Raw genomic sequence first — 16,238 nt, 5'->3', positions numbered from 1 at the left:
TATGTTTAATTATGAAGAGCTGTTTCAAACTCACAAAACCCCTTTTTACCTCTATGATTTTGACAAAATCAAACAGGCTTTTTTGAGTTATAAAGAAGCGTTTAAGGGGCGTAAATCTTTGATTTGCTACGCTTTAAAGGCGAATTCCAATTTGAGTATCCTCTCTTTATTAGCCCATTTAGGGAGTGGGGCGGATTGCGTTTCCATAGGCGAGATATATAGGGCTTTAAAAGCTGGGATCAAGCCTTATAGGATCGTGTTTAGCGGGGTGGGTAAAAGCGGATTTGAAATAGAACAAGCCCTAAAACTCAACATTTTATTTTTGAATGTAGAGAGTTTTATGGAATTAAAAACGATTGAAACAATCGCTCAATCTTTAGGGATAAAGGCTAGGATTTCCATTCGAATCAACCCTAACATTGACGCTAAAACGCACCCCTATATTTCTACCGGTTTGAAAGAAAATAAATTCGGCGTGGGAGAAAAAGAAGCTTTAGAAATGTTTCTTTGGGCTAAAAAAAGCGCGTTTTTAGAGCCTGTTAGCGTGCATTTTCATATCGGATCACAGCTCTTAGATTTAGAGCCGATTATAGAAGCGAGCCAAAAGGTGGCCAAAATCGCTAAATCTTTGATCGCTTTAGGGATTGATTTGCGTTTTTTTGATGTGGGTGGAGGCATTGGCGTGAGCTATGAAAATGAAGAAACGATTAAGCTTTATGATTACGCGCAAGGGATTTTAAACGCGCTTCAAGGCTTGGATTTGACCATTATTTGTGAGCCGGGCCGATCGATTGTGGCTGAGAGTGGGGAATTGATCACGCAGGTTTTGTATGAAAAAAAGGCTCAAAACAAGCGCTTTGTGGTTGTGGATGCGGGCATGAATGATTTTTTACGCCCCAGTTTGTATCATGCTAAGCACGCCATAAGGGTCATAACGCCCTCTAAAGGGCGTAAGATCTCGCCTTGTGATGTGGTAGGGCCTGTGTGCGAGAGCAGCGACACTTTTTTAAAAGACGCCAATTTGCCAGAATTAGAGCCAGGCGATAAATTGGCTATAGAAAAGGTTGGGGCTTATGGCTTTAGCATGGCCAGTCAATACAATTCGCGCCCCAAACTCTTAGAATTAGCCCTAGAAGATCACAAAATCAGAGTGATTAGAAAAAGAGAGGCTTTAGAAGATTTATGGCGGCTAGAAGAAGAAGGCTTAAAAGGGGTTTGATCAGATGCAAAAGAATTTGGATAGTCTTTTAGAAAATTTAAGGGCTGAAATTGATGTGTTGGATAATGAATTGAGCGATCTTTTAGACAAACGCTTAGAAATCGCTTTAAAAATCGCTCTCATCAAACAAGAAAGCCCCATTTATTGCCCTAAAAGAGAGCGAGAAATTTTAAAACGACTCAGCCAAAGGGATTTCAAGCATTTGAATGGAGAAATTCTTACGGGTTTTTATGCAGAGGTTTTTAAGATTTCTAGAAAATTTCAAGAAAACGCCCTCAAAGAGTTAAAAAAATAAAAGAGAGTTGCTATGTTTGAAAAAATTACCCTAGCGCATAAGGACTTGTTTTCAAGGTTTTTACAAACTCAAAAAATCGTTTTATCGGATGTGAGTTTTACCAATTGCTTTTTATGGCAGCACGCAAGGCTCATTCAAGTGGCGGTGATTAGGGATTGTTTGGTGATTCAAACCACTTATGAAAATCAAAAACCCTTTTATTTCTACCCTATCGGTAAGAGGCCGCATGAATGCGTGAAAGAGCTTTTGAAATTAGAAAAAAATTTAAGATTCCACTCCCTGACTTTAGAGCAAAAAGACGATTTGAAAGACAATTTTGTAGGGGTGTTTGATTTCACTTACAACAGAGACAGAAGCGATTATGTTTATTCTATTGAAGAACTAATCGCGCTCAAAGGGAAAAAATACCATAAGAAAAAAAACCACTTAAACCAGTTTTTAACCAATTATGCGAATTTTGTTTATGAAAAAATTTCTCCTCAAAACAGAAAGGAAGTTTTAGAAGCCTCCAAAGAGTGGTTTTTAGAAAGCCAGACCGATGATATAGGGTTAATCAACGAAAATAAGGGCATTCAAAGCGTGTTAGAAAATTATGAAAGCTTGGATGTGAAAGGGGGGTTGGTTAGGGTTAATGGGGAAATAGTCTCGTTTAGTTTTGGAGAAGTTTTAAACGAAGAGAGCGCGCTCATCCACATTGAAAAAGCCCGCACAGATATTGCAGGCGCGTATCAAATCATCAACCAGCAATTGCTTTTGAATGAATTTAGCCATTTAACTTACGCTAACAGAGAAGAAGATCTAGGATTAGAGGGCTTAAGAAGGTCTAAAATGAGCTATAATCCGGTGTTCTTGATAGACAAATACGAAGCGGTTGCTAGAAATTAAATGATTTTTGGGGATTTTAAATATCAAAAAAGTATTAAAAAACTCACAGCCACTAATCTTAATGAGCTTAAAAACGCCTTGGATTTCATCTCTCAAAATAGGGGGAAGGGGTATTTTGTGGGGTATCTTTTATACGAAGCGCGCTTAGCGTTTTTAGATGAAAATTTTCAAAGTCAAACCCCTTTTTTGTATTTTGAACAATTTTTAGAAAGAAAAAAATATTCTTTAGAGCCTTTAAAAGAGCATGCGTTTTACCCTAAAATCCACAGCTCTTTAGATCAAGAAACTTATTTCAAGCAGTTTAAAGCCGTTAAAGAACATTTAAAAAACGGCGATACCTATCAAGTGAATCTCACGATGGATTTATTTTTAGACACTAAAGCCAAACCAAAGCGCGTTTTTAAGGAAGTGGTACACAACCAAAACACGCCTTTTAAGGCTTTGATAGAAAATGAGTTTGGGAGCGTTTTAAGCTTTTCGCCGGAATTGTTTTTTGAATTAGAGTTTTTGGACACAGCGATTAAGATTATTACAAAACCCATGAAAGGCACGATCGCTCGCTCAAATAACCCCTTAATAGATGAAAAAAACCGATTGTTTTTGCAAAATGATGACAAAAACAGAAGTGAAAATGTGATGATTGTGGATTTACTGCGTAACGATTTGAGCCGTTTAGCTTTAAAAAATAGCGTGAAAGTCAATCAATTGTTTGAAATCATCAGCTTGCCGAGCGTGCATCAAATGATAAGCGAGATTGAAGCTCAATTGCCCCTAAAAACCAGCTTGTTTGAGATTTTTAAGGCGTTGTTCCCTTGCGGCTCTGTGACCGGATGCCCTAAAATAAAAACCATGCAAATCATTGAAAGTTTAGAAAAACGCCCTAGGGGGGTGTATTGCGGGGCGATAGGCATGGTTGGAGGAAAAAAAGCCCTTTTTAGCGTGCCTATCCGCACTTTAGAAAAAAGAGCGTGCGAAGATTTTTTGCATTTGGGGGTAGGGAGTGGGGTAACTTATAAAAGTAAAGCGCTAAAGGAATATGAAGAGAGCTTTTTAAAATCCTTTTTTGTGATGCCCAAAATAGAATTTGAGATCGTGGAGACGATGAAAATTATCAAAAGGGATCAAAAATTAGAGATTAACAATAAAAACGCCCATAAAGAACGCCTTATTAGTAGCGCTCGATATTTTAACTTTAAATACGATGACAATCTTTTAGACTTTGAATTGGAAAAAGAAGGGGTTTTAAGGGTTTTACTCAACAAAAAGGGCAAGCTCATTAAAGAATACAAAACCTTAGAGCCTTTAAAAAGCCTAGAAATCCGTTTGAGTGAAGCCCCCATTGACAAACACAATGATTTTTATACCATAAGACCACTTATGCCCCTTTTTATCAAAAGGCTCGAGCGCTCATTAAAAAGGGCGTTATGTTTGATGAAATCTTTTATAACCAGGATCTAGAACTCACTGAGGGCGCTAGGAGCAATCTTATTTTAGAAATCCACAACAAGCTTTTAACCCCTTATTTCAGCGCGGGCGCGTTAAACGGGACGGGTGTTGTGGGGTTGTTAAAAAAGGGTCTTGTTGGGCATGCTCCTTTAAAATTACACGATTTGCAAAAAGCGTCTAAAATCTATTGCATTAATGCGCTATATGGCTTAGTGGAAGTGAAAATCAAATAACCATAAAAATAGAAGCACCTAAAACCTCATTTTTAGAAATAGGTTACCAAATAGAACAAAAAAGTTAAAACTCGCCCACAATAATTATAATGATTAAAGTTTTTATATTCATTATAAATCCGTTTACACAATTATTTTATAAATTCAGGTAGAGGGTTTGTAGGAACTCTCATCAAAAAAAACAAGGAACATAACATGAGACATGGAGATATTAGTAGCAGCCCAGATACTGTGGGTGTAGCGGTAGTTAATTATAAGATGCCTAGACTCCACACTAAAGAACAAGTGTTGGAAAATTGTCGCAATATCGCTAAGGTGATTGGTGGGGTCAAACAGGGTTTGCCCGGATTGGATCTGATTATTTTCCCTGAATACAGCACGCATGGGATCATGTATGACAGACAAGAAATGTTTGACACAGCCGCAAGCGTTCCTGGAGAAGAAACCGCAATCTTTGCTGAGGCTTGTAAAAAGAATAAGGTTTGGGGAGTGTTCTCTTTAACTGGGGAAAAACATGAGCAAGCTAAAAAGAATCCTTATAATACTTTGATTCTTGTCAATGATAAGGGTGAGATCGTGCAAAAATACCGCAAAATCTTGCCTTGGTGCCCTATTGAATGTTGGTATCCTGGGGATAAAACTTATGTGGTTGATGGGCCTAAGGGCTTGAAAGTTTCTTTGATCATTTGCGATGATGGGAACTACCCTGAAATTTGGCGCGATTGCGCGATGCGTGGGGCAGAACTCATTGTACGCTGTCAAGGTTACATGTATCCGGCTAAGGAGCAACAAATTGCGATCGTGAAAGCCATGGCGTGGGCTAATCAATGTTATGTAGCGGTAGCGAATGCGACCGGCTTTGATGGGGTGTATTCCTATTTTGGGCATTCTAGCATTATTGGTTTTGATGGGCATACTTTGGGCGAATGCGGGGAAGAAGAAAATGGTCTTCAATACGCTCAACTTTCCGTGCAACAAATCCGTGATGCGAGAAAATACGACCAAAGCCAAAACCAACTCTTCAAACTCTTACACAGAGGTTATAGTGGGGTTTTTGCTAGTGGCGATGGGGATAAGGGTGTGGCGGAATGCCCTTTTGAGTTCTATAAAACTTGGGTTAATGACCCCAAAAAAGCTCAAGAAAATGTAGAAAAATTCACTCGCCCAAGCGTGGGCGTGGCCGCTTGTCCTGTAGGCGATTTGCCCACGAAATGAAGGGCAAAAGGAGGGGGGCTTCATAGAAGCTTAAAAGAGACATTTTAATACCTCTTTTTAATATCTCTTTTAAGAACGCTTAAAAACCACCAAAAGATTACAAATACTTCGTTAAAGACAGATTATTGATTTTGTTCGTGGAAGCCAAAACGGCGTTATAGTTGTTAGTGAGATTGGAAAACTTGTTATAAGTTTCTGCCATATCCGTGCCGGTCGTTTCCCCACGAATGCTTTGAACTTGCGTTTTTAAAACTTCATTACGCCTGATAATGTTTTCAAACGCCTTGCCATGAGCGCCGTTTTTAGCGATCATTTTTTCTACGTGATCGCTCAAGTGATCTATAAGGGTGATGCCGTTTTGAATGCCTAAATTACGCATGTCGCTAGAATAAGTATCCCCTAAAGCGTCTGGGCGATAAATCCCTTTTCTTACAGAAGTGATAATATTTTCTAATTGATCAAAAAAATTCACGCTGGGCTTGTCAATAATGAGAGCGTTATTAGCGTTTAATTTAAGGCTTGGTTTGTCGCTGTGCAAGGCGTTTTGAGAAAAATCATTCGCGTCTTTATCAAAAAGCATGAACTGCATTTTGGTGTTTGAATGCATGTTGTCTTGGATAATGACTTTTCCCTCTTCATTCAAATTGACAGAAAGGTTGTCTTTAGCTTGTTTTAACAATTCAATAAAGCGCTCCTTGCTTTCTTTTGAAGTGGGGTTATCGCTGATTTGTTGGTAGAGGGCTGGGTCAGTGTTGCTGTAATTGAGCGCGATACTCATCGCATCCATAAGCTGCCTGTAAGTTACTTCATTGGGTTTAGAAGCTTGAATGTTAGCGGTTGTGGGGTCATAAAGCGGGATTTTAATGCCATTAGGGAGGCTCAAAAAAGCCCCATTATTATCCAAGTTTATTTGCGCTTCCAAAAATAAGCCATTCACATCGTTTAATTTCATGTTAAAAACGCTATTTTCCAAACTCCCCTTAGCGGCTTCACTCAGTTTAGTAGAGCCATTAGCCGCACCATTTTGAGCGATCTGAGCAACATTGCTTTCTAATTTCGCCCCTTCTTTATTGAAATAGGTTTTTTGGTATTCGCTCGCGTTATTAGTAGGGATACCGGCCACTTCTAGCCCTTTTTGATCTAGGGTGCTTAAAGCCAAAGAAATAGGCGATTCTTTAGAAGAATTGTCAATGATCCTCAAACGCCCGTTCGTTGCAATTTCCACATCCACTTCATTATTGAAGCGTTCTTTAATCGCGTCTTTCAAATCTTTAATCGTAGAGTTTTTTACATCTAAAAGAATGGGAATATCCAAATAAACAGGGAGGTTTGGGATTTTAATAGCACTTGAATTGTCCAAACGGCTGGCGTTGATTTTTAAAGTTTTCACCTTATCGCCAAAAATCTCGCTCAATTTAGTGTTTTTGTTGGCTAAAACATTGTCTTTAGTGACAAACACGCTAGGGATTTCAAGCACCTTGGGGTTATACATGTTAGGCACCGCTTTAACTTGGCTCAAACTCCTATCCGTTACAAACGCGCTTTTGACGTATTCAGTAACCCTTTTACCGCTAGATCGTAAGGCGTCTAAATCATCAAAATCCCCATCGCTAGAAATCAAATGAAAATCCAAATTTTCACTGCCAGGCGTTAGGTTTTTGATCTCAATTTGCCCCCAATTGTTCAAACTCACATCCACGACTTTATTTTGCGAAGTGTTCCCGTAAGCATGACCGATTTTATCTAACAAATCGCTCACTTTAGTCGCACTTTCTTGGTTTTGATAGGCTTTAGAGAGCGCGAATTTTTCTTTAAAACTAGAGCCATCAGGCCTAACGCCTTGCAAATAAAAAAACTCTTTAGGGTCATTAGTGGGATCTTTATCGTTATCGCCGATGAGTTCTCGCAAGGTATCGCTAGGTTTAATAAAAACTTCCTCAGGCAATGAAGAATGCTCTAAAGCGTCCATCACATCAGGGTGGAGCTTGTTTTGATTGAATAATTTAATGTTGGTGGTAACGATCTTGTGCTTGTCTTTATCCGTGCCTAAAAACAAATCTTGCCCGCTGATATTATAAGGCACAAGGTTATCAGAGCTAATAAGCGCGTTTAAATCTTCGCCATTGCCATGGTATTTCCCATTACTATCAATGGGAGGTCTATCCACTTTGCTGCCCCCAAATAAAAATTCCCCCCTATGGAGGTGTTAGCAACATTCATCATATGCTCCCTCAAGCGTTCTAAATCGTTAGCGATAGCGGCGCGAGAAGTTTCTGAATGCACATCGTTAGCGGATTGGATGAGTTTGGTTTTAAACGCCTCCATCGTTTTAGAAAATTCTTGCAAGGCTTTGTCGGTATTGAGCGTTGAAGTGTAAGCGTTTTGAGCCACATCAATGCCTTGATCTAAGGTGTTTTCTTCGTATTGGAATTTTAAATTCTGGTTGTTAATGTCGCTGTTTTGATAACCATAACGGATTTTTAGCCCTGAAGCGATCTGCGTGTTAGCGTCGTTGATTTTATTTTGTAAAGCGTTTTGATAATTATTCATTTGGTTGTATTTTGAGCCAAAGGTAACGCGCATGATCAAATCCTTATTGGTTTTTTAACAAACAAGCTAAAAGTATTCCAAAACAAGTTAATAGCAATTGTAAGTGGTTTGAGTGGGGCAATGCGGGTTAATAATGGTGGGTTAAATGGGGTGTTTTTGAGTAAAAAAATTCTTTTAATGTGGATTTAATCTCAATTTAAAGTTACATTTTAGCAAATACTCACTATAATAAGCGTTTATTTTAAAAAGAGCGTTCAATTTTTAAGGAATAGAAATGTCATACGCAATATTCAAACATGGCGGTAAGCAATATAAAGTCGTTGAAGGCGATATTGTTTTACTAGATAAAATGGATAAAGAGCCTAAGGCTTTAGTGGAATTAGTGGAAGTGTTAGCCGTATCCAAAGAGGGCAAGCTCTCTTGTGGGAAACCCTTTGTGAATGGGGCTAAAATTGAAGCGGAAGTGATCAATGAAGGGCGCGGCAAAAAAGTCATCACTTTCAAAAAACGCCGCCGAAAAGACAGCAAAACCAAGCGTGGTTTTAGAAGAGATTTCACTCGTGTGAGAATCACTAAAATTGTAGCCTAAAGGAGTATTAAACAATGGCACACAAGAAAGGTCAAGGGAGCACGCAGAATAACAGAGATTCTGCAGGAAGACGCTTAGGCGTGAAAAAATTTGGCTCAGAATTTGTGAGAGCAGGGAATATTATCGTGCGCCAAAGAGGCACTAAAATCCATCCCGGTAATAATGTAGGCATGGGGAAAGACCATACCTTATATGCGCTCATAGATGGCGTTGTGAAGTTTGAGCATAAAGACAGAAACCGCAAAAAGGTTTCTGTGGTTAGTCAAAATTTTGGGGAGTAGAGTAACCTTTAAAGGTTAATTAAACCTTTGGGTGTTCGTTAAACACCTATAAACGCCATAAAATATTTATAATTTAGATCTCTATCCTTTAGAATTTGTTGTGGAGACTGGCTTATGAATAATGTTTTTGTTAAGAGTTTGTTTTTTTTTCTTTTATTGTTTGGGTTCTTTTTGAAAGCTTCAGAAAACCCAAACGCTACTCTTAATCCCTCTAAAGAAAATGTTTCTGTTGAAGAGCAAAAGCGTTTTGGAGGCGTTTTAGTTTTTGCTAGAGGCGCTGATGGCTCAAGCATGGATCCGGCCTTAGTGACTGATGGCGAAAGCTATGTGGCAACGGGCAATATTTATGACACGCTCGTGCAATTCAAATACGGCACCACAGAAATTGAACCCGCCTTAGCGACAAGCTGGGACATATCCCCAGATGGTCTTGTATATACCTTTCATTTACGCAAAGGGGTTTATTTCCACCAGACGAAGTATTGGAATAAAAAAGTAGAGTTTAGCGCTAAAGATGTGCTGTTTTCGTTTGAGCGCCAGATGGATAAGGCTAAACGATACTACAGCCCAGGGGCTAAAAGCTATAAATACTGGGAAGGCATGGGCATGTCTCATATTATTAAGAGCATTGAAGCTTTAGATGATTACACGATTAGATTCACGCTTAATGAGCCAGAAGCCCCGTTTTTAGCGAATTTAGGCATGGACTTTTTGAGCATTTTGAGTAAGGATTACGCTGATTATTTGGCTCAAAATAATAAAAAAGACGAGTTGGCTAAAAAACCTGTTGGGACAGGGCCTTTCAAATTCTTTTTATGGAATAAAGATGAAAAATCATTATTCTAAAAAATCAGGATTATTGGGGGCCTAAAGCTTATTTGGATAAGGTGGTGGTGCGCACCATTCCTAATTCTTCCACTCGTGCCTTGGCGTTAAGAACCGGCGAAATCATGCTAATGACCGGGCCCAACCTCAATGAAGTGGAGCAGTTAGAAAAACTTCCTAATATCGTGGTGGATAAAAGCCCTGGGTTGTTGGCGAGTTGGCTTTCATTAAACACGCAAAAAAAGTATTTTAACAACCCTTTGGTGCGTTTGGCTATCAATCATGCGATTAATGTTGATGATTACATTAAAGTGATTTATGAAGGCTTTGCCCAAAAAATGGTCAATCCTTTCCCGCCCACCATATGGGGTTATAACTACAGCATCAAACCCTATGAATACGATTTGAAAAAGGCTAAAGAGTTATTGAAGCAAGCGGGGTATCCTAACGGCTTTAAAACCACCATTTTTACCACTTCCACTCGTAACCCAAAAGGAGCGGTGTTCATACAAGCGAGCCTGGCTAAAATTGGCATTGATGTGAAAATTGAAGTGTATGAGTGGGGGGCTTATTTGAAAAGAACGGGTCTAGGCGAGCATGAAATGGCGTTTGCAGGCTGGATGGCAGACATTGCGGATCCGGATAATTTCTTATACACCTTATGGAGCAAGCAAGCAGCCTCAGCTATACCCACTCAAAATGGTTCCTTTTATAAGAGCGACGCCTTTTCCGATCTGCTCATAAAGGCTAAACGGGTTTCGGATCAAAAGGAGAGGGAAGCCCTTTATTTAAAGGCTCAAGAAATTATCCATAAAGACGCGCCCTATGTGCCTTTAGCCTACCCTTATTCAGTGGTGCCGCACTTGTCTAAAGTCAAAGGCTATAAAACGACCGGAGTGAGCGTGAATCGCTTCTTTAAGGTGTATTTAGAAAAGTGAAAGGGGTTGTATGCTGAGTTTTATTATTAAGCGTATTTTGTGGGCGATCCCCACGCTGTTTGGGGTGAGTATCATTGTGTTTATGATGGTGCATTTAGTGCCAGGAGATCCGGCGTTAGTGATTTTAGGCGAAAAGGCCAATCAAGCCGCTATTGACGCTTTAAGGGAGCAATTTGGCTTGAATAAGCCCTTGATAGAGCAGTATTTTTTCTTTATCAATAACGTGTTGCATGGCAATTTTGGCACTTCTATCATGACCGGTGAGCCTGTGATGCATGAGTTTTGGCAACGCTTCCCGGCTACGGTGGAATTGGCTTTGATCGCTTTGTTTATGGCTCTTGTTTTGGGTATTAGCGTTGGCGTGTTAGCGGCGATCAAACGCTATAGCGTGTTTGATTATTCCAGCATGACTTTCGCTTTAGCCGGGATTTCTATGCCGGTGTTTTGGCTAGGGCTTATGCTGATTTATATTTTCAGCGTGCAATTGGGGTGGTTGCCTGTTTTTGGGCGTTTGAGCGATGTGTATTATTTAGATGGCCCCACAGGTCTTTATTTGATAGACAGCCTGATCGCAGGAGATTATGGGGCGTTTGTGGATACGATCAAGCACTTGATTTTGCCTAGCATTGTGTTAGCCACGGTTTCTACCGCTGTTATTGCGAGGATGACTCGCGCGAGCATGGCAGAAGTGTCTAAAGAAGATTATGTGCGCACCGCTAAAGCTAAGGGGTGCAGCTCCTTTAGGGTGATTTTTGTGCACACTTTGCGTAATGCGTTAATCCCTGTAACGACTATCGCAGGCTTGATGTTGGCCGGGCTTTTAGGGGGGAGCATGATAACTGAAACGGTTTTCTCATGGCCTGGGATTGGTAAGTGGATCGTCAATGCGCTCAATCAGCGCGATTTCCCCATTATCCAGTCCATGTCTTTGATTATCGCCATGATGTATATTGGGGCTAATCTCTTAGTGGATATTTTATACGCTTTTATTGATCCTAGAATAAGGTTGTCATAATGGAGTCTTTTAGAGAGTTTATCCAACAATTCAAAAAAAATAAGGCGGCGGTCGTTGGGGCATGGATTGTGCTTTTGTTGGTGGTTTGCGCTATTTTTGCACCCCTTTTAGCCCCGCATGATCCTTATGTCCAAAACGCACAAGATCGCCTTTTAAAGCCTATATGGGAGCATGGGGGGAATGCTAAATACCTTTTAGGCACCGATGATTTGGGGCGCGATATTTTGAGCCGCTTGATCTATGGGGCTAGGATTTCTTTAACCATAGGGATTGTTTCTATGGGGATTGCGGTCTTTTTTGGAACGATATTAGGGCTAATAGCGGGGTATTTTGGAGGGAAAACGGATGCAATTATCATGCGTATCATGGACATCATGTTCGCTTTGCCCTCCATTTTATTGATCGTGATTGTGGTCGCTGTGTTAGGGCCTTCACTCACTAACGCCATGCTCGCTATTGGGTTTGTGGGGATTCCTGGGTTTGCACGATTGGTGCGCAGTTCCGTGCTAGGTGAAAAAGAAAAAGAATACGTGATCGCTTCTAAAATCAATGGCTCTTCGCATCTTCGTTTGATGTGTAAGGTGATTTTCCCTAATTGCATTATCCCTTTGATCGTGCAAACGACAATGGGTTTTGCTTCCACGGTTTTAGAAGCGGCCGCGCTGAGCTTCTTAGGTCTTGGGGCCCAACCTCCCAAACCTGAATGGGGAGCGATGCTGATGAATTCCATGCAATACATCGCTACCGCTCCGTGGATGCTTGTTTTCCCTGGGGTGATGATTTTTTAACGGTCATGAGTTTTAATCTGGTAGGCGATGGCATCATGGACGCTTTAGATCCTAAACGGGCCTCTTAAAAGGAGCTTGCATGATTTTAGAAGTTAAAGATTTAAAAACTTATTTTTTCACCGATAAGGGCGTGAATAAAGCAGTGGATGGCGTGAGTTTTGGCTTGAAAAAGTCTCAAACGCTCTGCATTGTAGGGGAGAGCGGGAGCGGGAAGAGTATCACTTCGCTTTCTATTTTAGGGTTGATTGAAAAGCCCGGGAAAATTGTGGGGGGGAGCATTCAATTTTTAGGGCAGGATTTGTTGCAACTCAAAGAAAAACAGATGCAAAAAGAAATCAGAGGCAAAAAAATTGGCATGATCTTTCAAGAGCCTATGACAAGCCTAAACCCTTCCTACACGGTGGGGTTTCAAATCAATGAAGTGTTGAAAATCCACCACCCTAACCTCAATAAAAAAGAACGCTTAGAAAGGGTGGTCTATGAGTTAGAGCGCGTGGGCATTCCCCATGCAGGGGATAAATACCACGAATACCCTTTCAATCTCAGCGGAGGGCAGCGCCAAAGGGTGATGATCGCTATGGCTATGGTGTGTGAGCCTGAAATCTTGATCGCTGATGAGCCGACGACAGCGTTAGATGTAACCATTCAAGCGCAAATCTTGGAATTGATGAAAGAATTGCAGCAAAAAAAAGGCACTTCTATTTTGTTTATCACCCATGATTTAGGCGTGGTGGCGCAGATCGCTGATGAAGTGGTGGTGATGTATAAAGGGCATGTGGTGGAGCAAGCGAGCGCGAAAGAGCTTTTTGCTGATCCAAGACACCCTTATACCAAAGCTCTTTTGAGTGCGATCCCTAAACCGGGCAAAGAATACCGCAAAAAACGCTTAGAAACCGTGGATGAAAATATAGATTATTTGAGTTTTCCAAAGGAGTTGCGATGAAGCTCTTAGAAATTAAAGAATTGAAAAAATCCTATGCGATAGACAGGGGGTTATTCAAGCCTAAAAGAGTGATCCATGCGCTCAATGGGATCAGTTTTGAAGTGGAACAAAATGAAGTTTTAAGCATCGTGGGGGAGAGCGGTTGCGGGAAAAGCACGACAGCCAAAATTTTAGCCGGGATTGAAAGGCAAGATAGCGGGGCGATTTATTTCAATGGTAAGCGCCATTTGCATTTTAGCAAACAGGATTGGTTTGATTACCGCAAAAAGGTGCAAATGATTTTTCAAGACCCTTATTCTAGCCTGAACCCTCGGTGGAAAGTGGGCGAGATCATCGCTGAACCCTTGCTGTTAAATTCTCATTTTTCAAAAAAAGAAATCAAAACAAAAGTGCTAGAGATCATGCAGAAAGTGGGTTTGAAATTAGAATGGATCGATCGTTACCCCCACCAATTTTCAGGCGGTCAAAGGCAACGAATCGGCATTGCTAGGGCACTCATTTTGCATCCTAGCGTGGTGATTTGCGATGAGCCTGTGTCTGCGTTAGACGTGTCCATTCAAGCACAAGTGTTGAATTTGCTCTTGGATTTGCAAAAAGAAATGGGGCTGACTTATATTTTTATCAGCCATGATTTAGGGGTGGTGGAGCATATTAGCGATAAAATCATCGTAATGAATCAGGGGCAAATCGTAGAAACGGGGGATGTGGATAGCGTGATAAGCGCTCCAAAGCACCCTTATACGCAGAAATTACTCAATGCGGTGCCGCATTTGGAAAAATCCATGCAAAGATTTGCCAAATAAAAGAAAGGGTATTAAGCTGTGTTTGTAGATAGCGTGGAAATTATCATCGCTTCGGGTAAGGGGGGGCCTGGAATGGTGAGTTTTAGGCGAGAAAAGTTTGTCATCAAAGGAGGCCCTGATGGGGGCGATGGGGGCGATGGGGGCGATGTGTATTTTGAGGTGGATAACAATACCGACACTTTAGCGAGTTTTAGAGGCACTAAACACCATAAGGCTAAAAACGGGGCTCCAGGAGGTACACGGAATTGCGCAGGCAAAAAGGGCGAAGACAAGATCATTGTCGTGCCGCCAGGAACGCAGGTTTTTGTAGGTGATGAGTTGTGGCTTGATTTAGTGGAGCCTAAAGAAAGGGTGTTAGCCTTAAAAGGAGGCAAGGGGGGTTGGGGAATGCGCATTTTAAAAGCGCGACTAAACAGCAACCCACTTATGCGCAAAAAGGCTTGGAGGGGGTTGAAAAATGCGTGCGTTTGGAATTAAAGCTCATCGCTGATATAGGGTTAGTGGGCTTCCCTAATGCGGGTAAATCCACGCTCATTTCCACCATCTCTAACGCTAAGCCTAAAATCGCTAACTATGAATTTACGACTCTAGTGCCTAATTTAGGGGTTGTGAGCGTGGATGAAAAAAGCGGATTTCTAATGGCGGATATTCCTGGCATTATTGAAGGGGCTAGTGAGGGAAAAGGCTTAGGGATTAGCTTTTTAAAGCACATTGAACGCACTAAGGTTTTAGCCTTTGTTTTAGACGCTTCTAGGCTGGATTTAGGCATTAAAGAGCAATACCAACGCTTGAGATTGGAGTTGGAAAAATTTTCACCCGCTTTAGCCAATAAGCCTTTTGGGGTGTTGCTCAATAAATGCGATGTTGTAGAAAACATTGATAAGATGACTAAGGATTTTTGCGCCTTTTTAAATTTAGAAGCACAAAAATTAGAGGCGTTTGATTTAGAGCCGTATTTGGGGTTTTTGCACCCCAATTTAACCAGCGATTTTGAAAATGACCCTAATGAAAAATCAGCGCTCTTTGTCTTGCCCCTTTCAGCGGTTAGTGCTCTTAATGCGCATGCACTTAAATTTGTGTTGTTAAAAGCGTTACCCTAAAACGCTATTTTTAAACCATTCAAATAAAGGCGTGGAATGAAAAGATTTGTTTTGTTTTTATCACTCATGGGTGTTTGCGTTTGCGTTCAAGCTTACGCTGAACAAGATTACTTTTTTAGGGATTTTAAATCTAGAGATTTGCCCCAAAAACTCCATCTTGATAAAAAGCTCTCCCAAACAATACAGCCATGCGCGCAACTTAACGCGTCAAAACACTACACTTCTACCGGGGTTAGAGAGCCTGATAAATGCACAAAGAGTTTTAAAAAATCCGCTATTATGTCTTATGACTTAGCGTTAGGTTATTTGGTGAGCCAAAACAAACTATACGGCTTAAAAGCTATAGAAATTTTAAACGCTTGGGCTAAAGAGCTTCAAAGCGTAGACACTTATCAGAGCGAGGATAATATCAATTTTTACATGCCTTATATGAACATGGCTTATTGGTTTGTCAAAAAGGCATTTTCTAGCCCAGAATATGAAGACTTCGTTAAGCGGATGTGCCAATATTCTCAATCAGCTCTTAACACTAACCATGGGGCGTGGGGCATTCTCTTTGATGTGAGTTCTGCGCTAGCGCTAGATGATCATGCTCTTTTACACAATAGCGCTAATCGGTGGCAGGAGTGGGTGTTTAAAGCCATAGATGAGAATGGGGTTATTGCTAGTGCGATCACTAGGAGCGATACGAGCGATTATCATGGCGGCCCTACAAAGGGCATTAAGGGGATAGCTTATACTAATTTTGCACTTCTTGCGATAACTATATCAGGCGAATTGCTTTTTGAGAACGGGTATGATTTGTGGGGTAGTGGAGCCGGAAAAAGGCTCTCTGTAGCGTATAATAAAGTTGCAACATGGATTTTAAACCCTGAAACTTTCCCTTATTTCCAACCTAACCTTATCGGGGTGCATAACAACGCCTATTTCATTATTTTAGCCAAGCATTATTCTAGCCCTAGCGCAAATGAGCTTTTAAAGCAAGGCGATTTGCATGAAGATGGTTTCAGGCTGAAACTCCGATCGCCATGAATTGTTTTGTATTCAAGATGATAGCGATAGCCATGCGCTTTAATCTTTTTTATGAATGATTGAGAATGTTTGGTTCAGTCA

The 16,238-nt window shown here is 40.8% G+C and carries 11 protein-coding genes and 4 pseudogenes; 14 read left to right on the top strand and 1 reads right to left on the bottom strand.

Features of this window, described 5'->3' with window-relative positions:
- The first annotated feature begins 1 nt into the window (after position 1).
- The 5 genes and pseudogenes from lysA to D2C78_07510 all read left to right on the top strand — a co-directional run bounded on the left by lysA (position 2) and on the right by D2C78_07510 (position 5,293).
- The gene (gene lysA, locus D2C78_07530; GenBank protein ID QEF35704.1) at positions 2 to 1,219 is read left to right on the top strand and encodes a diaminopimelate decarboxylase; all 1,218 of its coding nucleotides are present in this window, start codon (positions 2 to 4) and stop codon (positions 1,217 to 1,219) included.
- A 4-nt stretch (positions 1,220 to 1,223) separates the two neighbouring features.
- Positions 1,224 to 1,514, top strand: coding sequence for a chorismate mutase (locus D2C78_07525; GenBank protein QEF35703.1), 291 nt, complete (start codon positions 1,224 to 1,226; stop codon positions 1,512 to 1,514).
- Between the two features lie 12 nt (positions 1,515 to 1,526).
- Positions 1,527 to 2,399 carry a DUF2156 domain-containing protein gene (locus D2C78_07520; protein QEF35702.1) on the top strand — a complete coding sequence of 291 codons (873 nt, stop codon included), beginning with the start codon at positions 1,527 to 1,529 and terminating at the stop codon, positions 2,397 to 2,399.
- Positions 2,400 to 4,078, top strand: a pseudogene (locus tag D2C78_07515) (bifunctional aminodeoxychorismate synthase component I/aminotransferase).
- A gap of 195 nt (positions 4,079 to 4,273) precedes the next feature.
- Positions 4,274 to 5,293: an aliphatic amidase gene (locus D2C78_07510; protein ID QEF35701.1), complete on the top strand. Its 1,020-nt coding sequence runs from the start codon at positions 4,274 to 4,276 to the stop codon at positions 5,291 to 5,293.
- Between the two features lie 97 nt (positions 5,294 to 5,390).
- Here D2C78_07510 and flgL read toward each other — a convergent pair.
- Positions 5,391 to 7,876 (bottom strand): annotated as a pseudogene (gene flgL, locus D2C78_07505) (flagellar hook-associated protein FlgL).
- Between the two features lie 241 nt (positions 7,877 to 8,117).
- On the opposite strand from flgL, the gene rplU reads away from it, so the two are divergent.
- The 9 genes and pseudogenes from rplU to D2C78_07460 all read left to right on the top strand — a co-directional run bounded on the left by rplU (position 8,118) and on the right by D2C78_07460 (position 16,157).
- Positions 8,118 to 8,432 carry a 50S ribosomal protein L21 gene (gene rplU, locus D2C78_07500; GenBank protein ID QEF35700.1) on the top strand — a complete coding sequence of 105 codons (315 nt, stop codon included), beginning with the start codon at positions 8,118 to 8,120 and terminating at the stop codon, positions 8,430 to 8,432.
- Positions 8,433 to 8,446: 14 nt separating this feature from the next.
- The gene (locus D2C78_07495; GenBank protein QEF35699.1) at positions 8,447 to 8,713 is read left to right on the top strand and encodes a 50S ribosomal protein L27; all 267 of its coding nucleotides are present in this window, start codon (positions 8,447 to 8,449) and stop codon (positions 8,711 to 8,713) included.
- A 114-nt stretch (positions 8,714 to 8,827) separates the two neighbouring features.
- A pseudogene (locus D2C78_07490) lies at positions 8,828 to 10,476 on the top strand (ABC transporter substrate-binding protein).
- Positions 10,477 to 10,486: 10 nt separating this feature from the next.
- Positions 10,487 to 11,491: an ABC transporter permease gene (locus tag D2C78_07485; GenBank protein ID QEF35698.1), complete on the top strand. Its 1,005-nt coding sequence runs from the start codon at positions 10,487 to 10,489 to the stop codon at positions 11,489 to 11,491.
- The gene (locus tag D2C78_07480; GenBank protein ID QEF35697.1) at positions 11,491 to 12,279 is read left to right on the top strand and encodes an ABC transporter permease; all 789 of its coding nucleotides are present in this window, start codon (positions 11,491 to 11,493) and stop codon (positions 12,277 to 12,279) included. The genes D2C78_07485 and D2C78_07480 overlap by 1 nt, the downstream gene beginning before the upstream one ends.
- Positions 12,280 to 12,358: 79 nt before the next feature.
- Entirely contained in the window at positions 12,359 to 13,222 is an 864-nt protein-coding gene (locus tag D2C78_07475) for an ABC transporter ATP-binding protein (GenBank protein ID QEF35696.1), read from the top strand.
- Positions 13,219 to 14,025, top strand: a complete 807-nt coding sequence (locus D2C78_07470; protein ID QEF35695.1) for an ABC transporter ATP-binding protein — start codon at positions 13,219 to 13,221, stop codon at positions 14,023 to 14,025. Before D2C78_07475 ends, D2C78_07470 begins: the two co-directional genes overlap by 4 nt.
- Before the next feature lie 18 nt (positions 14,026 to 14,043).
- Positions 14,044 to 15,125 (top strand): annotated as a pseudogene (gene obgE / locus D2C78_07465) (GTPase ObgE).
- A gap of 36 nt (positions 15,126 to 15,161) precedes the next feature.
- On the top strand, positions 15,162 to 16,157 hold the full coding sequence (locus tag D2C78_07460; GenBank protein ID QEF35694.1) for a hypothetical protein: 996 nt from the start codon (positions 15,162 to 15,164) through the stop codon (positions 16,155 to 16,157).
- Positions 16,158 to 16,238: the final 81 nt, after the last annotated feature.

It is taken from the genome of Helicobacter pylori, assembly GCA_008032935.1.
Taxonomy (GTDB): domain Bacteria; phylum Campylobacterota; class Campylobacteria; order Campylobacterales; family Helicobacteraceae; genus Helicobacter; species Helicobacter pylori_CX.
Note: the sequence above shows the minus strand (reverse complement) of the source record. Positions and strands in the feature narration are given on the sequence as shown.